The organism is Stella humosa (assembly GCF_006738645.1).
Classification (GTDB): Bacteria; Pseudomonadota; Alphaproteobacteria; order ATCC43930; family Allostellaceae; genus Allostella; species Allostella humosa.
Genome location: NZ_AP019700.1, coordinates 1,190,623 through 1,212,630 on the forward strand (window position 1 = coordinate 1,190,623; position 22,008 = coordinate 1,212,630).

A 22,008-nucleotide genomic window follows, 5' to 3' on the forward strand; every position below is an offset into this window, starting at 1 on the left:
TCTCCCTACCGCGCCAGGCGGGCGACGAGGTTGTAGTGCCGGTCGACCTCGGCCTGGTCGCCCGGGCCGATGACGCAGGTGGATTCGCGCTCCTCGACGATGGCCGGGCCGGCGATCCGGGTACCGGGCGCCAGCTTGTAGCGGTCGTAGACGGGCACGTCGGCATAGCCGCCGGCCTCGCCGAAATAGACCCGGCGCGTGCCCTTGAAGGCGGCCTTGGCGTCGCCCGATGGCGGGTCGCCCAGGCTGTAGCCGCTGGTGAAGTCCGGCGCCGGGCCGGCGGCCTCGACCTTCCAATTGATGATCTCGACCGGCTCGTCGAGGAAACTCACGAGGTAGGTCTCGGCATAGGCCGCCGCGAACAGCTTCGGCAGCTCGGCGAACAGTGCCTCCAGCCCGGTCGCGCGCGGCAGCGTCAGCTCGATGTCGTGGCCCTGGCCCTGGTAGCGCATGTCGAGCCGCAGCGTGACGGCGATGTCGGCATCGGCGACGCCGGCCCGCGTGAGGAAGCCCGACGCCTCGGCGACGAGTTGCCCGAACTGCGCGGCGAAGGCGGCGGGATCGAGGTCGCTGACATGCAGCCGGCGCGAGCGCGCGACCTCGAAGGACAGCGGGCTCGCCAGCAGGCCCAGCGCCGACATGACGCCGGCGCCGACCGGGAAGACGACGCTGGGGATCTTCAGCTTGCGCGCGATCGCCATGGCGTGGACCGGGCCGGAGCCGCCGAAGGCCACCATGCTGGCGCCGCGATAGTCGAAGCCGCGCTCCGAGGCATGGATGCGGAAGGCGCGGGCCACGTCCTCGTTGATCACCTCGTGGATGCCCCAGGCGGCCCGCGCCAGCGACAGCGACAGGGGCTTGGCGACGGCCGCCCGGATCGCCTGCTCGGCCGCCTTGCGGTCAAGCCGCATGGCCCCGCCCAGGAAGAACCCGGCATCGAGATAGCCCAGCACCAGGTTGGCGTCGGTCAGCGTGGCGCCGCTGCCGCCGCGGCCGTAGCAGGCGGGGCCGGGATCGGCGCTGGCGCTCTTCGGGCCGACGCGCAGCAGGCCGCGGTCGTCGACGCCGGCGAGGCTGCCGCCACCGGCGCCAATCTCGATCATGTCGATGACCGGGATGCGCACGGGCAGGCCGCTGCCACGCTTGAAGTCGTGAACGCGCGCCACTTCCATCATGTATTTCTTCAAGGGCGCGCCGTCGCGGATCAGCGCACCCTTCGCGGTCGTGCCGCCCATGTCGAAGGCCAGCACGTTGTCGAGCGCCAGGTTGCGGCCGTGATGGGCCGACATGAGCGCGCCCGCCGCCGGCCCGGATTCCAGCGCCCGCACTGGATAGCGCCGGGCGGTGTCGGTCGTCACCGTGCCGCCGCTCGACGTCATGATGTAGACCCGGCCCGCGAAGCCCTGGCCGGTCAGCCCGTCCTCCAGTCGCTTCAGGTAGCGGTCGAACATCGGCTGGGTGAAGGCGTTCACCGTCGTCGTCGTCCAGCGCTCGAACTCGCGCATGTTGGGGAAGACGTCGGCCGAGGTGGAGACGTAGAGGTCGGGAAATTCCTTGGCGACGAGCTTGGCGATCGCCTGCTCGTGCGCGGGGTTGGCATAGGAATGCAGCAGGCAGACGGCCAGCGCCTCGATCCCCTCGTCGGCCTTCAGTCGGGCGACGGCATCCCGTACGGATTGGCGGTCCAGCTTGGTCGCGACCTTGCCGTCGGCGCGGATGCGCTCGGTCACCTCGGCGCGCAGGCGGCGGGGCACGATCGGCGGCGGGAACTTCAGCCGCAGGTCGTAGAGGTCGTAGCGGCTCTCGTAGCCCATATCGAGGATGTCGCGGAACCCGGCCGTCACCAGCATACCCGTCACGGCACCCCGCCGCTCGATCACGGCGTTGGTCACCAGCGTCGTGCCGTGGACGATGTCGGCCACCTGGCCGATGGCGACGCCATTGTCGGCCAGCAGGCGGGCCACGCCTTCCAGCACGGCGGCCGACGGGTCGCGCGGGGTGGTGAGCTGCTTGTGGATCGCCATCCGCCCGCCCGCGGCGTCGAACAGGGCGAAGTCGGTGAAGGTGCCGCCGATATCGACGCCGATGCGATGCATGAGAAGCCGTCCCCGAAACGCCGATCCCGGCCGCCAGCGTAACGCGCATCCGGCGCCGGCGGCAATGCGGGCCAGACGTCAGAACGCCAGGCGGATGGCGAGCCCCGCCGCTGTCGCCACGGCCAGCGTGCGCACGACCCCCAGCCGCAGCCGGAAGAGGCAGATGGCGGCCAGGACGGCGATGGCCAGTGCCGCCGGGTCGAGCGTGGCCGGGACCGGCAGGTCGAGGCGCGCGGGGCCGAGTTCGAGCGGTCGTACCTCGGCGAAGAGGACCCGCAGCCCGAACCAGAGTGCCAGGTTGGCGATGACCCCGACGACGGCGGCGGTGACGGCCGCCAGTGCCCCCGTCAGGGCACGGTTGCCGTGCGCCCGCTCGACGGCCGGCGCGCCCAGGAAGATGAAGGCAAAGCAGGGCGCGAAGGTGACCCACAGGGTCAGGATGGCGGCAAGGACGCCACCGGCGATGCCCGCCGCCTGGTGGCCGGCGAGGAAGCCCACGAACTGCAGCACCAGGATCAGCGGCCCGGGCGTGGTCTCGGCCAGGCCCAGCCCGACCAGCATCTCGGGCGCGGTCAGCCAGCGGTAGTGCTCGACCGCCTCCTGGGCGACATAGGCCAGCACGGCATAGGCCCCGCCCACCGTCACGACGGCCATCTTGGAGAAGAACCACGCGACGTCGGCGAACACCCCGCCGCCCGCGGCGACCAGGAAGGCGGTCGGTGCCAGCCACAGGCCGATCGCGATCCAGCCCGCCCGCCGCGCATCGGTCGCCATCCGCGCCGGCCGCCCGGGGTCGGCCGCCAGCACGGCATCGAGCGCAGATGGCGACGCGTCGCTGCCGGCGGTGCCGTGGCCGGTGCGCACGAACGCGTCGGGCACGAGGAACCCCAGGATGGCGGCGGCCAGGACGACCGCCGGGAAGGGGATGTCGAGTGCGTAGAGGGCGACGAAGGCCGCCGCCGCCACGGCCCAGGCCGTGCGGCCCTTCAACGCCCGCCGGCCGATGCGCAGCAGCGCCTCCACCACCAGGACCAGGACCGCTGCCTTCAGGCCGAAGAAGAGGGCAGCCACCGCCGGCACCTCGCCCAGCGTCGCATGCAGGATCGACAGCCCCAGCATGACGGCTGCACCCGGCAGCACGAACAGCAGGCCGGCCGCCAGACCGCCGCGCACCCCGTGCATCAGCCAGCCGAGATAGGTCGCCAGTTGCTGCGCCTCCGGCCCCGGCAACAGGGTGCAGAAGTTGAGCGCGTGCAGGAAGCGCCGCTCCGATACCCAGCGATGCTCGTCGACGACGGCCCGGTGCAGCATGGCGATCTGGGCGGCCGGCCCGCCGAAGGACAGCAGGCCGATCCGCCACCAGACGGCGAGTGCCTGGCGGAAGCTGGGCAGGGGTGGTGCGCTCATCGTGGCTGTCCCGTCGTCGCGGCCGGTGCCGGCCAGTCATGGGTTTCGCCGGTGGCGTCGCGCGCCCAGCGATAGAAGGCGTCGTAGAGGCCCATCGATGCGTCGAGCTGGGCCAGGTCGTCGCGATACATGCGCGACAGGCCGAGCGAGGCGGCCAGCAGGCCGGCCGCCTGGGGTGCCTGGTCGAGCCGGTCGGTGTCGGCCGCGCAGATGATGGCCGCCAGCCGTGCCAGGGCGTCGGAGTGGAGGGTGAACTCCGCCAGCATCGTCTGGAAGGTGCAGTCGGGGCCACGATGGCTCCAGAACGCGCCCTCGATGTCGAAGGGAGTCGCCGCGAAGCGCTCGGCCACGGCCGCCACCTCGGACGCGGCGACGAAGAGGAACACCGCCTGGGGGTCGACGAAGCGGCGGATCAGCCAGGGGCAGGCGATGCGGTCGATCTTGGGCCGGGCCCGGGTGACCCATACCGTGCGGCCTTGGCGATCGGCGGCCGGCAGGCGGTCCGGCCGCACCAGCAGGCCGCCGGCCGCGACCCAGCCCTCGAAGCCGCCTTCCAGCGTCTCGGCGCGGGCGCCGGCATGGCGCAGCCAGGCGGCAGCACCCTGGCTCAGCTTCAGCCCGCGCTGGCAGACCACGGCCACCACCCGCCCGGCCAGGGCGCCGGACCATTCGTCGACCGTGCGGAAATCGCGACGGATGGCGGCCGGCAGCATGCGCGGGTCGCGGGCATGGTCCTCGTCGGTGCGCACGTCGACGATGACCGGCGCGTCGGGCGTGCCGACGAGGCGAGCGAGTTGGGTTGCGGAAATGAAGTCGGGACCGGCCATGATGCGTCCACCCCTGTATTCGGGAGTATCGGACGCGATGCTTCGGCCGAAGCCTCACGGGGCGATCGCGGATGGTCCCCTTGCCGGCAAGGTTGCTATGCCAGCCGGCGCCCTGTCAATCAGGGTCCTTGCAGGGGCAGCATCCCCGGATGGTTGCCGGCGATCTCGGCCGCGACGGTCGCCAGCGTGCGCGCGAAGCGCAGGGCGACGGGGGTCAGCGGCCGCAGGCGCGATGCCAGCGCGTTCAGGATGAAGCGGATCTCCGGCTCCAGCGGCACCACCACCAGCTCCGGCAGGTACTCGGCGAAGGGAAAGGGGGAATCGATCAGCGCGACGCCGACCCCGTTGCGCACCAGCGAGGCCGCGAAGAATGCCTGGTTGGTGTCGACCACCGTCTCCAGCACCTGGCCCGCATTGCGGAAGGCCTCGCGGATGCGGTCGCCGGTGGGGGCGCCCGGATAGAAGGTGATGAGCCGCTCCCCCGCCAGGTCGGCCGGTGTGACGGTGGCATGGCCGCACAGCCGGTGGCCCGGCGGCAGCACGCAGACGACGCGGCCGACGCAGAGCCGGGCGATGATCGTCAGCGTGTCGTCGGGCACGGCCTGTGCCAGCGCCAGGTCGACCCGGTTGGCGCGCACCTGCTCGATGATCTCGGGCGTCGGCAGCACCTGGGCATCGAAGCGCACGCCGGGATTCTCGGCGCCGAAACGCTGGATCGCCTGGGGCAGCAGCAGGGTGCCGAGGACCGGGGCGGACGCGATCCGCACCTCGCCCGCGCGCCCCTCGCGCAGCTCGGCCGCGCGCTGCCGGAAGGTCGCCATGTCGCCGAAGATTCGCTCGATCTCCGGGAAGAGGTCCTGCGCCTCGCGCGTCGTGTGCAGCCGGCCGTTGGCGCGGCTGAACAGCGTCATCCCCAGGTCCAGCTCGATCGCGCCCAGGATCTTGCTGGCGGCCGGCTGCGAAATGCCTAGGCGCCGGGCGGTCTCGCTGACCGACCCGGTGCGGATCATCGTTCGCAGGACTTCGAGCTGCCGCACGTTCATGGCCGCGACAGCACCATGAATCGCGCGCCCGCGCAAACCCGCTTCAGCGCGGGACCGCCTTGGCGCCGAACCGGGCCACCAGCGCCAGCGCCACCACCACCAGGGCGATCTGCAGGACCGAGATGGCGGCGATGGTCGGGTCGATCTCGTTCATGATGTTGTCGAACATCTGCTTGGGCAGCGTCTTGGTCGTGCCGCTGAGGAAGATGGCCACCACCACCTCGTCGAAGGACGACAGGAAGGCCAGGATGCCGGCCGACACGATGCCGGGGCGGATGAGCGGCAGGGTCACGCGCACGATGGCGCCGATGCGGCTGACGCCCAGGCTCATCGCCGCCTGCTCCAGCACCGGGTCGACGGTGCGCAGCGAGGCCGACATGACCGCCAGCACGAAGGGGATGGCCAGCACCGTGTGGGCCAGGATCAGCCCGGTCTCGGTCCCCGTCAGGTGCATGCGCGCGAACAGGCTGTAGATGGCGATGGCGATGACGATGTGCGGCACGATCAGCGGCCCGCTGCCCAGCCGCTCGACGACGACCCGGCCGCGATAGCGCCCGCGCACCACGCTGTAGGCCAGTGCGGTCCCCAGGATCAGCGCCAGCAGGGTGGACCCGCATGCGACCCGCAGGCTGACCATCGTCGCCTCGATCCAGGCGGGGTCGTAGAGGTAGCGCTTGTACCATTGCAGCGACCAGCCGGGCGGCGGGAACTGCAGGTAGCGCGCCGAGCTGAACGAGATCGGCACCACGATCAGCAGCGGCAGCAGCAGCAGCGCGAACACCACGAGCGAATAGCCGCGCAGCAGGCGGCGCAGCCAGGGGCGCATGGGGGTTGCCTCAGCCACGGCGGGCCTGCACGCGGTTGGATATGGCCTGGACGGCCAGCGTGGCGACCAGCAGTACCATCGACAGGGCGCCGGCGAAGCGCCAGTCGAGCAGGCTCTGCACCTGATGCTCGATGACGTTGGCGATCATCATGATCCGTCCGCCGCCCAGGAGGGCCGGCGTGATGTAGAAGCCGAGCGAGATGATGAAGACCAGTGTCGCCCCGGCGAGCACCCCCGGCCAGGTGAGCGGCAGGTAGACGCGGGTGAAGACCTGCCAGCCGCTGGCGCCCAGCCCGTCGGCGGCGCGCAGCAGTTCGCGGTCGACCCGCACCATCACCGAATAGACCGGCAGGATGAACATGGGCAGCAGCACGTGGGTCATGCCGATGATGACGCTGGGCAGGTTGTGCAGCAGGGCCAGCGGCCGGTCCGTCATCCCCCAGTCCATCAGCGTGCGGTTGACGATGCCGTTGCGGCCGAGGATGACCATCCAGGCATAGGTCCGCACCAGCACGCTGGTCAGCAGCGGGATCAGGATGCAGGCAAAGCCGAGCGCCGAGCCGGTGCGCGACAGCGTGGTGAGGTAGAAGGCGACCGGATAGCCCAGCAGCGCGCAGAAGACGGTGACGATGGCCGCGATCTCGAACGTGTCGCGGAAGACCTGGAGGTAGAGCCCGTCGGTCAGCGCCTTCTCGTAGGCGCCCAGGCTGCCGCCCTCGATGCTGAGCAGCAGCAGGCGCAGGACCGGGCCCACGAAGATGACGAGCAGGAACAGCAGCGCCGGCAGGCCCAGCACGAAGGGGCCGCTCGGCACGCGCGCCGCCAGGGCGGCCAGCGCGCCGCCGGCCATGGCCGGCGCCTCAGCCCGCGATGACATGGACGTCCGCCGCCTGCCAGCCGACCGCGACCGTGTCGCCGGCCTTGACCCGGCCGACCGCGACCGCAGCCAGGGTCCACACCGCCGTCAGCACGCGATCGCCGCTGCGCAGCAGGTATTTCTGGGTCTGGCCCAGGTAGCTGACCTCCTCGACCGTGACGGAGAGGCGGTTGTCGGCGGCCTCGCCATCCTCCAGCAGGCGCACTCGCTCGGGCCGCACCAGGGCCGTTGCCGGGCCTGGGGTGGCGGTGCTTTCGGCCAGGATGCGCGTTCCGTCGTCCAGCGCGATCGTCACCCGGTCGTGCCCGGCGTTCGCGACCGTGCCCCGCCACAGGTTGGATTCACCGATGAAGCCGGCCGCGAAGACGGTGCTGGGCCGGGCATAGATTTCGTGCGGCGGCCCTAGCTGCTCGATGGCACCGCCATTCATCACCGCGATCCGGTCGGACAGCAGGAGTGCCTCCTCCTGGTCGTGGGTGACGAAGATGGCGGTCAGGCCCAGCCGCCGCTGGAGCCGGCGGACCTCCTCCTGCAACTGCTGGCGCAGGCGGCGGTCGAGGGCGCCGAACGGCTCGTCCAGCAGCAGCAGGCCGGGGTTGAAGACGATGGCGCGGGCCAGCGCCACGCGCTGCTGCTGGCCGCCCGAAAGCTGGCTCGGCATCCGCGCCTGGTAGCCGTCGAGTTCCACCAGGGCCAGTGCCTCCTGCACCCGCCGCCCGATCTCCGCCCGCGGCACATGGCGGACGGCGAGCGGGAAGGCGACGTTGCGCTCGACCGTCAGGTGGGGGAACAGGGCATAGTTCTGGAAGACCATGCCGATGTTCCGCCGGCCCGGCGGCGCGCGGGTGATGTCGGCCTGCCCGATGCGGACGGTGCCGCGATCGGGCATCTCGAAGCCGGCGATGACCTTGAGCAAGGTCGTCTTGCCGGAGCCGCTGGGGCCGAGGAGGGTGAGGAATTCCCCCGCCTCGACCGCCAGGTCGACGCCGCCGATGGCGGTGACGGCGCCGAACCGCTTCTCGATGCCTGCCAGGCTGAGTGGCAGGGACTGGCTGGTGGTCGCCATCAGGGTCAGCGCGCGAGCAGCCAGCGGGAGAAGCGTTCCTCCACGGCCGCACCGTTCTCGGCCCACCACTCGTCGCTGGTCCAGGCGACCTTCGGCAGGTTCTCGGGCGACGTCGGGAAGTACTTCAGCGCCGCCTTGTCCACATAGTCCCAGGACTTGGGATGGGTGCCGGGATAGCCCACCCGCTCGGCATAGGCCGCCTGGAGCTTGGGATCATTCATGAGCGCCAGCATCTTCTGGCCCCAATAGGCGTTCGGCGTGCCCTTGACGACGCCGAAGGTGCCGATCTTCGTCATGGCGCCGCCCCAGGCGACGTCGATGCCGGATTCATCGCGCTGGAGCTTGTAGAAGCGGCCGTTCCAGCCGCTGGTCATGATCACCTCGCGGTCGATCAGGAGCTGGGCCGGCTGCTGGCCGGTCGACCACCAGACCGAGATGTGCGGCTTGATCTCGTCGAGCTTCTTGAAGGCGCGGTCGACATCGAGCGGGTAGAGCTTGTCGGTGGCCACGCCATCGGCCATCAGGGCGAATTCCAGGTTGTCGATGGCGCGCGCGCGCAGCGAGCGCGGGCCCGGGAACTTCTTCACGTCCCAGAAGTCGGCCCAGTTGGTCGGGTACTGGCCGTTCTTGAAGGCGTCCTTGCGATATCCGAGCGCGGTCGAATAGACGCCGCGCGCCAGCGTCACCTTGCGCTCCTTCATGGGGCTCGGCAGCGCGTCCATGTCGACGATCTTGCGGTCGATCGGCTCGAACAGGCCCAGCTTCTCGGCGCGGATCGCCTCTTCGCCGCCGACCTCGGAGATGGTCCATTCGATATTGCCGCTCTCGACCATCGCCCGCAGCTTGGCGAGGTTGACCGGCCCGCTCTCCACCACCTTGATGCCGTAGAGCTTCTCGAACTCGGCATAGTAGATCGCCCGGGTGGCGACCATGGTGTCGCCGATCGAGGCGTTGACGACGATCTGCCGCGGCTTGGGCGGCTCCTGCGCCGTGGCCGCCAGCGGCAGGCCGGAGGTGGCCAGGCCCGCGGCCAGCCACAGGCCCAGTCGTCCGGCCGATCGCCGGGTGATGTGCTTCATGTCAGGCATGGCGTTCCCTCCTTGGGCTTCTCTGGGGACAGGCTTCTCAGGGGACCGAAGATCCGGCGACGACCACGACGTCGACCGCGACCGCGGCCTCGGTGGTGACGATGACGGGGTTGAGGTCGACTTCCTTCAGGCGGCCGCCGCCCGCGGCGGCCAGGCGGCCGACGGCGACCAGCAGGTCGATCAGTCGGTCGCGCGCCAGCACCCGGCCGCGATATCCGGCCAGGATGCCCTTGGGGTCGAGGCGGGCGACCATGGCGTCGGCCTGGGCTGGCGTGATCGGCGCCATTTCGATGACCGGCGGGCCCATGGCCTCGGCATAGATGCCGCCGAAGCCCAGGATGACGGCCGGCCCGACATCGGGGTCGACCTTGACGCCGACGATCAGTTCCAGCCCGTCCGCCACCATCTCCTGGGCGCGCAGCCCGGACAGGCCCGGCGTGCGGGCGGCCATGGCCTCCGCCGCGGCGGCCAGCACCGGCCGGTCGGCCAGACCCAGCACGACCAGGCCGGCCTCGGACTTGTGCAGGCAGCCGGGCAGGTCGCCCTTGAGCGCCACCGGGAAGCGCAGCGCGCCGCTGGCCGCGACCAGCGCTTCCGGCGTGTCGCCCGCGGCCTCGCGCACGAACGGCACGCCGAAGCGGTCCAGCAGGTCGCGCGCGGCACCATCGTCCAGGGCGCCGGCCGGCAGGGACGGGAGGGCGGCGGCGGTGCCATCCGTCGCCGTGGGCGCCGGCGCCAGGGCGGCATGGTCGTAGAAGGCGCGCAGCGCGCTCAAGGCGGTGTGCGGGTCGGTGCAGGTCAGCACGTCCTGCTGGCGCAGCGCCGCCAGCACCGGCTCCACCATCGGCCCAGCCTGCCAGCAGACGAGGTGCGGGCCGGCAGCCTGGCGGGCGAACTGCGGCAGGCCGTCGACGATGTCCTCCATGTAGCTGAACAGCGTCTCGGCATAGATGGTGGCGCCGACATCGGGCTCGGCGTCCATGATCTCCAGCGTGCGCAGCACGTCGAGATAGCCCGCGCGCGGCCGGCCGCGGCCGCCGGCGTCGATCGGGTTGGCCGGGTTCTGCTGGTTGGTCTCGGCCTTGATGCGGGCGACGGTGGGGGGCGAGAAGCTGGCCGCGCGCAGCCCATGGTCATGGATGCGGTCGCCGAAGGCCGCGGCATAGCCGCCGGACAGCGACACCACGCCAACGCCGGTGCCAGGCCGCGCGCGATGGCGCGACAGGATCATGCCGCCGACCAGCAGGTCGTCCAGGTCGTCGACCACGACGATGCCGTGGCGGCGATAGGCGGCGTCCTTCACCTGCCGGTCGCCCACGATGCGCCCGCTGTGCGACTGGGCGGCGGCCGCGCCGGCGGCCGAGCGGCCGGGCTGAAGCAGCAAAACCGGCTTGCCGCGTGCCTGGGCTAGGCGCCCCATCGCCAGCAGGGCGGCGTAGTCGGCGACGGATTCCGCATAGATGCCGATGACCTTGGTCGCCGGGTCCTCGATCATGAAGCGCATGTAGTCGGGCGTCGTCAGGTCGAACTCGCCGCCGCTGGAGACGAGGTGGCTGAAGCCGCCGCCCAGCTTGCGCGCGCGCTCGATCAGCGACGAGACGATGCCGCCGCTCTGCGAGATGATGCCGACGGGGCCGCGCGGCAGGCCGGTCTCGTCGACCGCGGTCGAGATGGTGGCGGCCGCCCCCGTCTCGGGCGAGACGATGCCGACGCATTGCTGGCCGACGATGCGCGGCCAGCCGCTGTGGGCCAGCGCCAGGATCTCCTGCGCCAGCCGGTCGGCATCGGGCGAACCCTTGGGCACGATGTCGCCCACCGCGATGAAGAAGCCGGCCCCGCGGCACGAGCGATAGACGTCGAGCAGGCGGTCCGGGCCGACGAAGGCCATGACGACGTCGATCGGCTCGGCCACGTCGTCGATCGAGGCGACGCAGGGATGGCCGAAGACGGTCTGGTACTTGGGGTTGATGGGCAGGATGCGGCCCTGGAATCCGGCCCACATGGTCGCCTGCAGCGAGCGCGCGACGTTGCGGCCGGGGTCCTCGCTGGCGCCGACGAAGGCGATCGTGCGCGGGTCGAAAAGGCGCCGCAGGTCGGCCGGGCTGTCGCCCGTGGCCGAAGCGCGTGCTGTCTGGGGGTAAGCCGCCATCGTCCGTCCTGGTCCCGCCCTCGGCTCTGCCCATGCCTGGGTCTGTGGCCCAAGGGTGGGTCTGCCGGCGCTTCCCGGTCAAGTGGCCGACTGGTTATGTCGCATTTCCAAAATAACATGGGCGGCTGCACCGCAATGGTGCGCCGCCCAATTACTTCGCGCCTGCGAGACAAGGCGAAAGGATATCTCTGGTCACGCCCGGTGTCGACAGCGGGCCGGGAAGGGTATCCTTCCCGGCTGCCCGTCGGGCGTTCAGCTTGCCCAGTACCAGGTGTTGATGTTCCAGCAGTTGGAACGATAGTTGACGTTGGGTTCGTAGCCGATGAGGTTGACCTTGGTGCCCTCGGTCTGGCTCGGCTGGAATATCGGCAGCAGCGGCAGGTCGGCGCGGAAGATTTCCTGCACCTTCAGGTAGTTCTTCTTTCGCTGCTCGCGATCGACCAGGCCGACGCTTTCCTTCAGGATCGCGTCCACCTCGGCATTGGCATACTGCATGGTATTGGCGCCGGTGCCCGTCTTCACCGGAATGGCCCAACTGCCGAGCCGGTCGCTGACGTCGGGGTCGGAGCCGACGCCGAAGGCCGAGCCGACGATGACCGTGTCCCACTCGCTCTTGCGCCAGTAGTCGCCCCACATGACGGCAGGCGGCAGGTTCTTGATCGACAGGTTGACGCCGATGGCCTTCCAGCCCTGCTGCACGAACTGCTGCGTCTGCTCGCGCAGATGGTTGCCGGCCGTGGTGGAGTTGCTGAATTCCAGCTTCACGCCGTTCTTCTCGCGCACGCCGCCGGCACCCGGCTTCCAGCCGGCATCGTCCAGCAGTTTCCTGGCTCCGGCCGCGTCGAACTTGTGGGCGGGCAGGCTGGCGTTGTAGGCCCAGGATTGCTGCGGCAGGTAGGTCTCGGTCGGCCGATGGGCGCCGTAGTAGATCTCCTTGATGATCGTTTCCTTGTCGATCGCCATGTAGAGCGCCTGGCGGACGGCCAGTTCCTGGAACTGCGGCCGGCCGTTGTTGAGCGACAGGCTTTCCAGGAACGGCATCGGCGCCCGGAAGAGCTTGACCGTCTTGACCTTGCTCACTTCCTCGAAATTGTCCGGCGTGATGCCCTGGATGCCGACGGCGTCGACGGCGCCGGTCATGAACTGCGTCTTCAGGACGATCAGGTCGGGGATGTACTTGAAGATCAGCTTCTCGACATACGGACCCTCGCCGTAGAACTTGTCGTTGGCCTCCAGCAGCAGGTAGTCGCCGGGCCGGCGCTCGCCCCACTTGAAGGGGCCGGTGCCGACCGGCTTGTTGTTGAACGGCGAATCCTTGGGGTCGCCGCCCGCACCCAGGATGTGCTTGGGCACGATCATGGTCCAGGCGACGATCGAGAAGTAGGGCGCGAAGAAGCGCTCCATCTTCCAGGTGATCTCGGTCGGGCTGACGACCTGGATGTCGCGGACCAGATTGTGGCCGTTGCGGCTGAAGGCGGGGAAGTCCGGCTTCTGGATCAGCTCGATGGTGTACTTCACGTCCTCGGCGGTGAAGGGCGCGCCGTCGTGCCAGGTCACGCCGGAACGCAGCTTCACCTTCCAGGTCAGGCCGTCGGCCGACAGTCCGCCATTCGCGACGGTCGGAATCTCGGCCGCCAGCTCCGGCACCAGGGTGCCTTTGGAATCCAGCGACCAGAGCGGGCTGAAGAGGTTGAGGTGGACGCCGTCATCGACCTCGATGCGGGCGCGCAGCGGGTTGAAGACGGTCGGCTCCTGTGACAGGCCGACGACGATCTGGCCCTTGCGGGTGCCCTTGGGCGGCTTGGCCGCGGCGGCTTGGGCCCAGGCGCCCTGGCCGGTCGGCATGGCCGCGGCCAGGGATCCCGCCGCCGCCATGCCCAGGAAGGTCCGTCGCGGCAGCATCAGATTGGCAAGGCCGCGGCGGGCCGGGTCGTCGTCGCGCTCGTTCATCGGTTGCCTCGTCTGTTCGGGTTTTCTCTTTTTATTGTGGTCCTGTCGGGGGCTCCTGTCAGCCCACCGAGATTGTCAGCCCACCGCAACCTGGGGCTCGGGCTGCCAGTCGGCGGCACTGCGATAGCGCTGCGACGGGGCCTGACGCGGCATCACCGTCTGGGCGCGGCGGCGCTCTTCCTGCTCGGCCTGGAGGGTCGCCAGGTACTTGGTCGGCATGTCCATGTAGGGGGTGCGCCGCTTCACCCAGTGATGGCAGTCCTCCAGCGTCATGAAGATCTGGTCGGCCGGGCGGGCCGGCCATTCCGGCACGTGCAGCCACAGCCGCAGCATGTGGCGGCGGCGCGACACGTCGTCATGGTCCTCGTAGTTGGTCCGCCCGTGCATGATCGAGCGGTTGTTGAGGAACTGGATGTCGCCTTCCTCGAAATTCATGTCGAGGAAGAACTCCTCGGTCTGGGCGACGCGCTGCATCAGGTCGAAGGCCTCGACCTCGGCCTCGGACAGCTTCACCCCGCCATGATGGACGGCATAGCGCAGGCAGCCCGTGTCGATGACGCAGCTAATGCGGCCGTCGCGCTGGCCGAACACGGGGATGCGCTCCACGCTCTGGGCCGGCGACAGGGAATGCTGGGCGTCCAACTCGTGGTTGCGGTGGTAGTAGCCGCGCACCAGCACGTCGAGCAGGTCCGGCCGGGTGTCGGCCAGGTGGTTGTAGAGGGCGGCCACGCTGACGATGCGGCTGGCCCCGCCCGACTTGGCGGCGCGCAGGCACATCAGCGAGACGATGTCGCAGGCCGACCCGTCGATGTGGAAGTGCTGGCCGCCGCCGGCATTGTAGCCGCGCACCTTCTCGACCACGTCCGAGATGTCGATGACGCTGCCCAGCAACTGGCCCTGCCACGACTGCGCCAGCGGCCGGCCGAGATGGGCGCCAAGCCCGATATAGACCCGCGCCATGTCGTCGGCCGAATAGCGATCGCGCGGGAAGCCGCGCAGCAGCACGACGCCGCGGCCGTCCAGCAACTCGTCGCGCAGGCGGTTCAGGGTCGGGCCCATGGTCGGCAGCACGAAGCTGTCGCGGGTGATCGCGGGGATGTCGCTGTCGCCGACCGACTTCAGGGCGGCATCGATCTCCGCCACCTCAGTGTCGGTGAAGCGGTGCATCATCTCGGTCCGATAGTCGATCTCCGAGCCCTTCCAGGCCGCCCGCGTCTCAATCTTCTCATGCGCCATGCTGTCGCTCCTTCGGGGTCCGCGCCGGTCCGGCAGGGCCGTTGCGAACATCATGCCAGGACAAAATCATCCCCGATCACCCGATCAAAGGCAATGACGGTCGCCGACGCACCCTCATGCCCTGCGGGAAAGACGACATGCCCATTCAGTATTTTCGCCTGGCGGGGGTGGCGCCTATCGTCGATTTCCCCGCCAGCCCAATCCGGAGGCCCTTGATGGTCATCGACTTCTCCAGCCGCCCGCCCCTGCCGGATTTCGGCGTCCGGGCCAGCCACCTGTCGAACTATCGCCGGGTCTACCGCTCGAGCGAGGCGGCCGCCGCCGAGTCCGAGGCTGCCGGCGAGGACAAGATGGCGGACTATCTGGCGGCCTATGACGCGGTCGACGCCAAGCACGTCGTCGTGCGCGCCAAGGACACCGAGACGACCTTCGGCCACAAGACGACCAACGAGTTCGTCGCGGGCTTCTGCAAGGATCATGGCCCGCGCTTCCTCGGCTTTGCCGGCGTCGACCCGCACAAGGGCATGGCCGCCATCCGCGAGCTGGAGCATGCGGTGAAGGAGCTGGGCCTGCGCGGGCTCAACCTGCAGTGCTTCGAGCACAAGATCGCCATCAACGACAAGAAGCTCTACCCACTCTATGCCAAGTGCATCGAGCTGGACATCCCGGTCACGGTGCATTCGAGCATCAACTTCTCGACCGAATGCCTGATGGAGCATGGCCGGCCGATCCTCCTAGACGAGGTGATGGTGCATTTCCCCGAGCTGCGGGTGGTCGCCGCCCCGCCGGGCTGGCCCTGGGTGCAGGAGCTGATCGGCGTCGCCTGGCGCCACAAGAACGTCTTCATCGGCGTCTCGGCGGTCCGGCCGAAGTACCTGGAGGCCGAGGATTCCGGCTACGAGCCGCTCGTGAAGTACGGCAACTCGATCCTCCAGGACCAGATCATCTTCGGCACCTCGCACCCGCTGCAGCCGATCGGCCGGGCCTTCGACGAGATCCGCGCCCTGCCGCTGAAGCCCGAGGTCACCCAGAAGTGGGTCTACGGCAACGCCGCCCGCCTCTTGGGGATCGACTGATGCATCCCGTCGTCGCCATCGTCCAGGAGCGCCTGCGCCGGATCGAGCGTGAGCCCTTCTACGCCACCATGGGCGAGCTTCTGGCCGATGCCGCGCGGCGGGATCCCGACCGCCTGGCCATCGTCTTCTTCGAGCGCGGCCAGCAACTGACCTATGCCGGGCTCGACCGGGCGGTGAACCGGGCGGCCAACGCGCTGGTCGCCATCGGCGTCCGCCGTGGCGACCGGGTGGCGGTGATGCTGCCCAACCGGCTGGAGTATCCCGTGACCTGGCTGGCGCTGGCCCGCATCGGCGCGGCGATGATCCCGGTCAACAACGGCTACACCCCGCGCGAGATCGCCTATGCGACGACCGACGGCGGCGCCAGCTTCGCCGTCGTCGACGAGACCTGCATGGCGACCTTCCTGGCCGCGCCCGAGCGGCCGGCGGCGCTGACCGACGACCGCATCGTCGTCGTCGGCACCTCGCCGGTCGGCGGCACGCGCTCGTGGGAACAACTGATCGCCAGCGCGCGCGACAGCTTCACCCCGGCCGAGCCGGTGACCGGCGACGACCCCATCGGCATCCAGTACACGTCGGGCACCACCGGCCTGCCGAAGGGCTGCCTGCTGCCGCAGAGCTACTGGCTGGTGCTGTGCCGGTCGGCCAGCGCGCGCACCACCTCGCAGGTGCGCCGGCTGCTGGTGCAGAACCTCTTCTTCTACATGAATGCCCAGTTCCTGCTGCTGACGGCACTCAACATCGGCGCCACGCTCTACATGGCCGAACGGCCGAGCGCGACGCGCTTCATCGGCTGGATCAAGGAGATCGGCGCCAACTGGTGCATCTTCCCCGAGGTCGTGCTGAAGCAGCCGGCCGCCTTCGACGACAACCGCACGGCCCTGTCGGAGGTGGCGATGGCTGCCGTCAGCCGCGACGGCCACCGCGAGATCGAGCGCCGCTTCAACGTCCGCGCGCGCGAGATCTTCGGCATGACCGAGGTCGGCCCCGGCACCTTCATGCCGTTCGAGGTCGAGGACATGGTGGGTTCGGGCTCGATCGGGGCGCCGTCGCTGTTCCGCCGCGCCCGCATCCGCGGGCCGGAAGGGCAGGAAGTGGCGCTGGGGGACCCGGGCGAGCTCCAGATCACCGGCCCGTCGATGCTGAAGCTCTACGTGAACAAGCCCGAGGCGACGGCGCGGTCCTTCGACGGCGAATGGTTCCGCACCGGTGACGTTGCCCGCCAGGACGAACAGGGCTTCTTCTATATCGTCGGCCGCATCAAGGACATGATCCGGCGTGGCGGCGAGAACATCGCGGCGGTCGAGATCGAGAGCGTCGTGCGCCACCTGCCGGGCGTCATCGACGCCGCCGTCACCGCCGTCCCCGACGAGACCCGCGGCGAGGAAGTGCGCATCACCATCGAACGGGAAGCCGGCGAGGGCGTAGCGCGCGAGGCGGGCGACGCCGCCCTGCTGCGCGCGATCATCGCCCATTGCGAAGCCAACCTCGCCCGCTTCAAGATCCCGCGCTACTACGCCTTTGCCGACACGCTGCCGCGCACGGCCTCCAACAAGCTGGCCAAGCACCAGATCGTGGCGGCCGGCAGCGACCCGCGCGCCGGCACGTTCGACCGCATCGACGGGATCTGGCGGCCCTAGAGCCGGACCCGGCCGTCCCTGCCGACAGGCGAGCCCGCCGTCGCGGGCATTCCGTCGAGGGACGCCAAGGCGGCCGGGCAGTCCTGCCCGGCCGGTGCCATCGGGCGTCGTCGATCGCTCAGTTCGGCTCGCGATAGGGCATGCAGCCGGCCAGGCGGTCGTCGAGGCGGAGTTCGGCGCAGAAGGCGCTGGCCGCCGCCATCGTCTCGAACCGGCCGGCATAGATGCGCCAGCCGCGTTCGGCCGGCGACAGCGCCGCGTCGGCCGCGGCCGAGGTCAGCGCGCGCGGGTGGCGTTCCAGCAGCCGCTCCCACTCCCAGCGGGCCTGGGCCTCCGTCGATACCGTGCCGAGCCAGACGCGATAGTTGCGCGGGCCGCGGGCTGCCCGCCCGGGCTCGACGATCTCGGTCTGCAGGTTGGCATAGCCGCCCTGGCCGCGGCCGGGCGGCGGGCTTGCCATGGCCAGGTTCTGCGGCGGGGGCACGTAGCGGTCGGCGGCCAGCGACTGGCGCTCGGGCGGCAGCGGCGGCAGACGCATCCAGGCCGGCGGGGTCTGCGCCGGCGGCGGGCGCTGGGTGGTGCCGGACGGCGGATAGTTGGAGGGTGCCGGCTGATAGCCCGGCTGCGGCGCATAGGCCGGCGCCGGCGCGGACGTGCGCGGGGCGTAGGCCGGCGCCTGGTAGCTGGGGGGCTGGTAGCTGGGCGCCTGGTAGCTGGGCTGTTGGTAGGATGGCTGCTGATAGGCGGGCGGCTGGTAGTCGGGCTGTTGGTACGAGGGACGCGGGTAGTTCCGCTGCTCGTAGGCCGGCGGCTGGTAGCCCGCATCGGGATAGCGGCCGGCCGGCGGCGGCGGCTGGTAGGACTGCCGCGCATAGGCGGGCTGCTGCTGGTAGGCCTGGGACGGATAGGCCGGCGGCTGGTACGGCGCCGGCGGCGGTGCATAGGCCGGCGGCTGGTAACTCGGCTGCGATGAGGAGGGGCCGGGTAGTCGGCCGGGCGCCGGCACGGGCGCGGCGGGGGGCAGATCGGCCGGCACCGGCGCCGGGGAACGGCGGCGGCAACAGGCGCCGGGCGCGCGGGCGGCGGGGCGACGGCGGGACGTGCGGGTGCCGCGGTCGGTGGCGGTGCGGTCGGGGCGGCGGTCGATGGAGAGGCTGTCGATGGAACGGGGGGCGCCTGCGGCCGCGGCTCGCCGACCTCTGCCCCGACCGACCGGAAGCCCGGGTCGCGGGTGCTGAAGATCGAGCGCCAGCCGGTATCGGAGCGGGACGGTGCCGGCGCGTTTGCCGGGCGCGGCGGTGGCGGTGCGGCCGGCAGGGCGGCCACCGCCTGTGGCGCCGGTCTGGCCGGCGGGGCGGCTCTGACACCGGCGGGGCGGCTGCCGGTGCCGGGGCACGATCGCCACAGGCGCCAGGGGTGGCGGCTGTGGCGCGGCCAAAGGCGGCGGCGGGGCCGGCGTCGATTGAGGCGGGGCGAGCGTCAGCGGCAGGGCGGGCTCGATCGCCTCGGCGGGTGCCGTCGGCGCCTGGCCGCGGCCGGGCAGGATCGGCGGGGTGGCGGCGCGTGTTTCCGCCATCTCGCCCGAGGGCGGCGGGGCCGGCACCGGGCGCGGCGGCGGCGGCGCGGGACGCGGCGGCGGCACCACGGCGGCGACGGCCGGGGCCGGGCGGGGGCCGGCGGCGGTGGCGATGCGGTCGGCGCAGCGATCGGTGCCGGATCGGCTGCCGCCACGGATGGGGCGGGGCTGGCCGGTGGTGGCGACACGGCTGGTGGCAACACGGGCGTTGGCGGCGGTGGTGGAGCGGCGGCCGCCGGTGGGGTTGGCGGCGGTGCCGGCGGTGGCGGCGCGACAGGGGCCGGGCGGCGGCCACGGTCGGGGCGGTCGTCCCGGGTGGCGTCGGCGCCGCCTCCTTTTGCTTCTCGGCCAGGTGCTGGCGGGCGGCGGGCAGGCCGGCGGCGGCGGCCTGGCGCATCCATTTGTCCGACAGGTTGGGGTTGATGCCGCGATAGTCGCGATCGACCAGCAGCAGGGCCAGCAGGTACTGCGCCTGGGGGATGCCCTTCTCGGCCGCCAGCTCCAGCCACTTGGCCGCGGAATCGAGGTCGCGGTTGGGGCCGAGCGCGCCGCGCGAATGGAGGATGCCGAGATTGTAGGCGGACTTGGCGTGGCCGGATTCCGCCGCACTCAGGTACCACTGGGCCGCACGCTGGGCACTTACCGGCACGCCGCGGCCCTTCTCGTAGATCAGGCCCAGGTTGAACTGGGCGGCGACGTCGCCCTGGCGGGCGATCGGCGTCCAGATCCGCACCGCCTCGGCGAAGTCGCCGCGGTCATAGGCGACGACGCCCTTCTCGAAGGCGGCGGATTCGGCATGGGCCGGCGGGGCGGGGCGGCCAGCAGCAAGGCCAGGGCGAGGGCCAGAGCCGGGGCGGCTGCGGGGCCGTGCGCATCATGCACCATCCTGGGTGGCGGCGCGGCGGAAGCGCCGCACCGGGGTGGAGCCGTCGTCCGGCGCCTCGCCCCAGCGGCGGACGAGGTCATGGTCGAGGTCGAGCAAGTCGAGCGCGCGGCCGACCGTGTGGTCGACCAGCTCGTCGATGCTGGCGGGACGGGCATAGAAGGCCGGCACCGGCGGCATGATCACCGCCCCCATCTCGGCCAGTTGGGTCATGGTGCGCAGGTGGCCGACATGCAGCGGCGTCTCGCGTACCAGCAGGATCAGGCGGCGGCGCTCCTTCAGCACCACGTCGGCCGCCCGCGACAGCAGGCCGGCGGTCACGCCCGAGGCGATCTCGCTCATGCTGCGCACCGAGCAGGGGGCGACGACCATGCCCAGCGTGCGGAACGAGCCGGACGAGATGGCCGCCCCCATGTCATCGGCCTTGTGGACCACGTCGGCCAGGGCATGCACGTCGGCCACCTTGCGCGCCATCTCGTAGGCCAGCGTCACCTCGGCCGACCGGGTCATCACCAAGTGGGTCTCGATCGGCGTATCGCGCAGCACTTCCAGCAGCCGCACCCCGTAGATGATTCCGGAGGCGCCGCTGATGCCGACGACGAGGCGGCGGTTCGTCAATGTCCTCACGCTTCCGATGGTTGGCGGCTGCGACGAATGTTGCGCGTGAGCCCGCCAGCGTCAAGCGAGCCGCCTTCGCTCTTGCCCGTCGCATCCCGTCGCCGGACCATGATAGCGTTCTCATTCCGCCTTTCGCGGCGCCGTCCGCGGCTGCCCCCTCCGATCGAGAGACCCCTGCCGATGAAGTGCTTCACCGCCTCCCTGGGTACGGAGACGAACACCTTCTCGCCCATGCCGACCAGCCTGCGCAGCTTCACCGAGAACTTCTATGCCCGGCCGGGCGAGCACCCCGACCGGCCGACCAACTGCACCTCGCCGCTCTGGGCCGCGCGCAAGCGGGCCCAGACCAAGGGCTGGACGGTGGTCGAGGGCTCCTGCTCCTTCGCCCAGCCGGCCGGGACCACGGTGCGCCGGGCCTACGAGGAGCTGCGCGACGAGATCCTGGAGCAGTTGAAGGCGGCGATGCCGGTCGACATCGTGCTGATGGGCCTGCACGGCGCCATGGTGGCGGACGGCTATGACGACTGCGAGGGCGACCTGTTGGCGCGCATCCGCGCCATCGTCGGCCCGGGCGTGCCGATCGGCTGCGAGCTCGACCCGCACTGCCACCTGACGCAGCAGCGCCTGGAGGCTACCGACGTCATCATCACCTACAAGGAATTCCCCCACACCGACTTCGTCGAGCGTGGCGAGGAACTGGCCGACATCATTGAGGCGATGGCGCTGGGGAAGGTGAAGCCGGTCAGCTCGGTCTTCGACTGCCGCATGATCAACAGCTTCCCGACCTCGCGCCAGCCGATGCGCGGCTTCGTCGACCGGATCATGGCCATGGAGGGGAAGGACGGCATCCTGTCGATCTCCGTCGCGCACTGCTTCCCCTATGCCGACGTGCCCGAGATGGGGACGAAGGTCCTGGTGGTGACCGATGACCGCAAGGAATTCGGCGACGCGCTGGCAGAGAAGCTGGGCCGTGAGCTGTGGGACCTGCGCGACGAGGTGCGGCCGCCGTTCCTCACCATCGACGAGGCGCTGGACCGCGGCGTCGCCCGCAACCAGGGGCTGGTCGTCATCGCCGACCCGTCCGACAACCCGGGCGGCGGCGCCCCCAGCGATTCCACCTTCGTGCTGAAGCGCATGATGGAGCGCGGCATCACGGATGCTGCCATCGGCGGCTTCTGGGACCCGGTCGCCGTCCGCCTCTGCTTCGATGCTGGGGAGGGGGCGCGCTTCAACCTGCGCTTCGGCGGCAAGATCGGCCCCACCTCGGGCGACCCGATCGACGCGATGGTGACGGTGACCAAGCTCGTTCCCGACGCGCGCATGGACTATTGCGGCACCGTGGTCTTCCTGGGCGACGCGGCGGCCATCGACGTCGACGGCATCTCGGTCGTCCTCATCACAAACCGGCAGCAGTGCAAGAGCCGGGGCATGTTCACCAACCTCGGCATCGACCTGGCGACCAAGCGGATCGCGGTGGTCAAGTCGACCAACCACTTCTTCGCCGAGTTCGGCCCGATCGCCGAGGAGGTGCTGTACACCGACGCGCCGGGCGCCATCCCGCGCGACTTCACCAAGATCCCCTATACCCGCATCCCGCGGCCGATCTGGCCGCTGGACGAGAATCCCTGGTCCTGACGGCAAGGGGAGGCC

The 22,008-nt window shown here is 70.6% G+C and carries 16 protein-coding genes and 1 pseudogene; 3 read left to right on the plus strand and 14 right to left on the minus strand.

Annotated features, from left to right (window positions below):
• Positions 1 to 5 precede the first annotated feature (5 nt).
• The 11 genes from STVA_RS05675 to STVA_RS05725 all read right to left on the minus strand — a co-directional run bounded on the left by STVA_RS05675 (position 6) and on the right by STVA_RS05725 (position 14,565).
• A complete protein-coding gene (locus tag STVA_RS05675; protein WP_123689552.1) occupies positions 6 to 2,096 on the minus strand; it encodes a hydantoinase/oxoprolinase family protein in 2,091 nt (696 codons plus the stop codon).
• A 78-nt stretch (positions 2,097 to 2,174) separates the two neighbouring features.
• The gene (gene chrA, locus STVA_RS05680; protein ID WP_123689551.1) at positions 2,175 to 3,503 is read right to left on the minus strand and encodes a chromate efflux transporter; all 1,329 of its coding nucleotides are present in this window, start codon (positions 3,501 to 3,503) and stop codon (positions 2,175 to 2,177) included.
• Positions 3,500 to 4,330, minus strand: a complete 831-nt coding sequence (locus tag STVA_RS05685; protein ID WP_123689550.1) for a chromate resistance protein ChrB domain-containing protein — start codon at positions 4,328 to 4,330, stop codon at positions 3,500 to 3,502. Before STVA_RS05685 ends, chrA begins: the two co-directional genes overlap by 4 nt.
• A 119-nt stretch (positions 4,331 to 4,449) precedes the next feature.
• The gene (locus STVA_RS05690) at positions 4,450 to 5,373 is read right to left on the minus strand and encodes a LysR family transcriptional regulator (RefSeq protein WP_123689549.1); all 924 of its coding nucleotides are present in this window, start codon (positions 5,371 to 5,373) and stop codon (positions 4,450 to 4,452) included.
• A 43-nt stretch (positions 5,374 to 5,416) separates the two neighbouring features.
• Positions 5,417 to 6,199, minus strand: coding sequence for an ABC transporter permease (locus STVA_RS05695; protein ID WP_123689548.1), 783 nt, complete (start codon positions 6,197 to 6,199; stop codon positions 5,417 to 5,419).
• Positions 6,200 to 6,209: 10 nt separating this feature from the next.
• Positions 6,210 to 7,076 carry an ABC transporter permease gene (locus STVA_RS05700; RefSeq protein ID WP_123689547.1) on the minus strand — a complete coding sequence of 289 codons (867 nt, stop codon included), beginning with the start codon at positions 7,074 to 7,076 and terminating at the stop codon, positions 6,210 to 6,212.
• Complete coding sequence (locus STVA_RS05705) at positions 7,060 to 8,142, minus strand: ABC transporter ATP-binding protein (protein ID WP_170216437.1); 1,083 nt, start codon at positions 8,140 to 8,142, stop codon at positions 7,060 to 7,062. The genes STVA_RS05700 and STVA_RS05705 overlap by 17 nt, the downstream gene beginning before the upstream one ends.
• A 5-nt stretch (positions 8,143 to 8,147) precedes the next feature.
• Positions 8,148 to 9,230: an ABC transporter substrate-binding protein gene (locus tag STVA_RS05710; protein ID WP_245978298.1), complete on the minus strand. Its 1,083-nt coding sequence runs from the start codon at positions 9,228 to 9,230 to the stop codon at positions 8,148 to 8,150.
• Positions 9,231 to 9,267: 37 nt separating this feature from the next.
• On the minus strand, positions 9,268 to 11,379 hold the full coding sequence (locus tag STVA_RS05715) for an acetate--CoA ligase family protein (protein ID WP_123689545.1): 2,112 nt from the start codon (positions 11,377 to 11,379) through the stop codon (positions 9,268 to 9,270).
• A 252-nt stretch (positions 11,380 to 11,631) separates the two neighbouring features.
• The gene (locus STVA_RS05720) at positions 11,632 to 13,329 is read right to left on the minus strand and encodes a peptide ABC transporter substrate-binding protein (RefSeq protein ID WP_197735795.1); all 1,698 of its coding nucleotides are present in this window, start codon (positions 13,327 to 13,329) and stop codon (positions 11,632 to 11,634) included.
• Positions 13,330 to 13,404: 75 nt separating this feature from the next.
• Positions 13,405 to 14,565, minus strand: coding sequence for a TauD/TfdA family dioxygenase (locus tag STVA_RS05725; RefSeq protein ID WP_170216436.1), 1,161 nt, complete (start codon positions 14,563 to 14,565; stop codon positions 13,405 to 13,407).
• 215 nt (positions 14,566 to 14,780) lie between these two features.
• Here STVA_RS05725 and STVA_RS05730 point away from each other — a divergent pair, with 215 nt between their 5' ends.
• Together STVA_RS05730 and STVA_RS05735 are read left to right on the plus strand one after the other, a co-directional pair.
• A complete protein-coding gene (locus STVA_RS05730) occupies positions 14,781 to 15,641 on the plus strand; it encodes an amidohydrolase family protein (RefSeq protein WP_123689543.1) in 861 nt (286 codons plus the stop codon).
• Complete coding sequence (locus STVA_RS05735) at positions 15,641 to 17,281, plus strand: class I adenylate-forming enzyme family protein (RefSeq protein WP_123689542.1); 1,641 nt, start codon at positions 15,641 to 15,643, stop codon at positions 17,279 to 17,281. The genes STVA_RS05730 and STVA_RS05735 overlap by 1 nt, the downstream gene beginning before the upstream one ends.
• Positions 17,282 to 17,399: 118 nt before the next feature.
• Here the strand turns inward: STVA_RS05735 and STVA_RS05740 are convergent, their stop codons facing one another.
• The 3 genes and pseudogenes from STVA_RS05740 to STVA_RS05750 form a co-directional block, all read right to left on the minus strand.
• Complete coding sequence (locus STVA_RS05740; protein ID WP_142235674.1) at positions 17,400 to 18,317, minus strand: SPOR domain-containing protein; 918 nt, start codon at positions 18,315 to 18,317, stop codon at positions 17,400 to 17,402.
• Positions 18,318 to 19,386: 1,069 nt separating this feature from the next.
• A pseudogene (locus tag STVA_RS28515) lies at positions 19,387 to 19,590 on the minus strand (tetratricopeptide repeat protein); the annotation flags it as partial.
• Between the two features lie 141 nt (positions 19,591 to 19,731).
• On the minus strand, positions 19,732 to 20,358 hold the full coding sequence (locus STVA_RS05750) for a UbiX family flavin prenyltransferase (protein ID WP_197735796.1): 627 nt from the start codon (positions 20,356 to 20,358) through the stop codon (positions 19,732 to 19,734).
• Positions 20,359 to 20,538: 180 nt separating this feature from the next.
• Here STVA_RS05750 and STVA_RS05755 point away from each other — a divergent pair, with 180 nt between their 5' ends.
• Positions 20,539 to 21,993 carry a M81 family metallopeptidase gene (locus STVA_RS05755; protein ID WP_123689539.1) on the plus strand — a complete coding sequence of 485 codons (1,455 nt, stop codon included), beginning with the start codon at positions 20,539 to 20,541 and terminating at the stop codon, positions 21,991 to 21,993.
• The last annotated feature ends 15 nt before the right edge of the window (positions 21,994 to 22,008 follow it).

Excerpts from the sequence above, each read along its gene's own strand:
- STVA_RS05735 (WP_123689542.1), top strand. The coding sequence starts at position 15,641 with ATGCATCCCGTCGTCGCCATCGTCCAGGAGCGCCTGCGCCGGATCGAG.
- STVA_RS05705 (WP_170216437.1), bottom strand. The coding sequence starts at position 8,142 with ATGGCGACCACCAGCCAGTCCCTGCCACTCAGCCTGGCAGGCATCGAG.
- STVA_RS05720 (WP_197735795.1), bottom strand. The coding sequence starts at position 13,329 with ATGAACGAGCGCGACGACGACCCGGCCCGCCGCGGCCTTGCCAATCTG.
- STVA_RS05715 (WP_123689545.1), bottom strand. The coding sequence starts at position 11,379 with ATGGCGGCTTACCCCCAGACAGCACGCGCTTCGGCCACGGGCGACAGC.
- STVA_RS05755 (WP_123689539.1), top strand. The coding sequence starts at position 20,539 with ATGAAGTGCTTCACCGCCTCCCTGGGTACGGAGACGAACACCTTCTCG.
- chrA (WP_123689551.1), bottom strand. The coding sequence starts at position 3,503 with ATGAGCGCACCACCCCTGCCCAGCTTCCGCCAGGCACTCGCCGTCTGG.
- STVA_RS05730 (WP_123689543.1), top strand. The coding sequence starts at position 14,781 with ATGGTCATCGACTTCTCCAGCCGCCCGCCCCTGCCGGATTTCGGCGTC.
- STVA_RS05675 (WP_123689552.1), bottom strand. The coding sequence starts at position 2,096 with ATGCATCGCATCGGCGTCGATATCGGCGGCACCTTCACCGACTTCGCC.
- STVA_RS05685 (WP_123689550.1), bottom strand. The coding sequence starts at position 4,330 with ATGGCCGGTCCCGACTTCATTTCCGCAACCCAACTCGCTCGCCTCGTC.
- STVA_RS05710 (WP_245978298.1), bottom strand. The coding sequence starts at position 9,230 with ATGCCTGACATGAAGCACATCACCCGGCGATCGGCCGGACGACTGGGC.
- STVA_RS05700 (WP_123689547.1), bottom strand. The coding sequence starts at position 7,076 with ATGTCATCGCGGGCTGAGGCGCCGGCCATGGCCGGCGGCGCGCTGGCC.
- STVA_RS05690 (WP_123689549.1), bottom strand. The coding sequence starts at position 5,373 with ATGAACGTGCGGCAGCTCGAAGTCCTGCGAACGATGATCCGCACCGGG.
- STVA_RS05725 (WP_170216436.1), bottom strand. The coding sequence starts at position 14,565 with ATGGCGCATGAGAAGATTGAGACGCGGGCGGCCTGGAAGGGCTCGGAG.
- STVA_RS05695 (WP_123689548.1), bottom strand. The coding sequence starts at position 6,199 with ATGCGCCCCTGGCTGCGCCGCCTGCTGCGCGGCTATTCGCTCGTGGTG.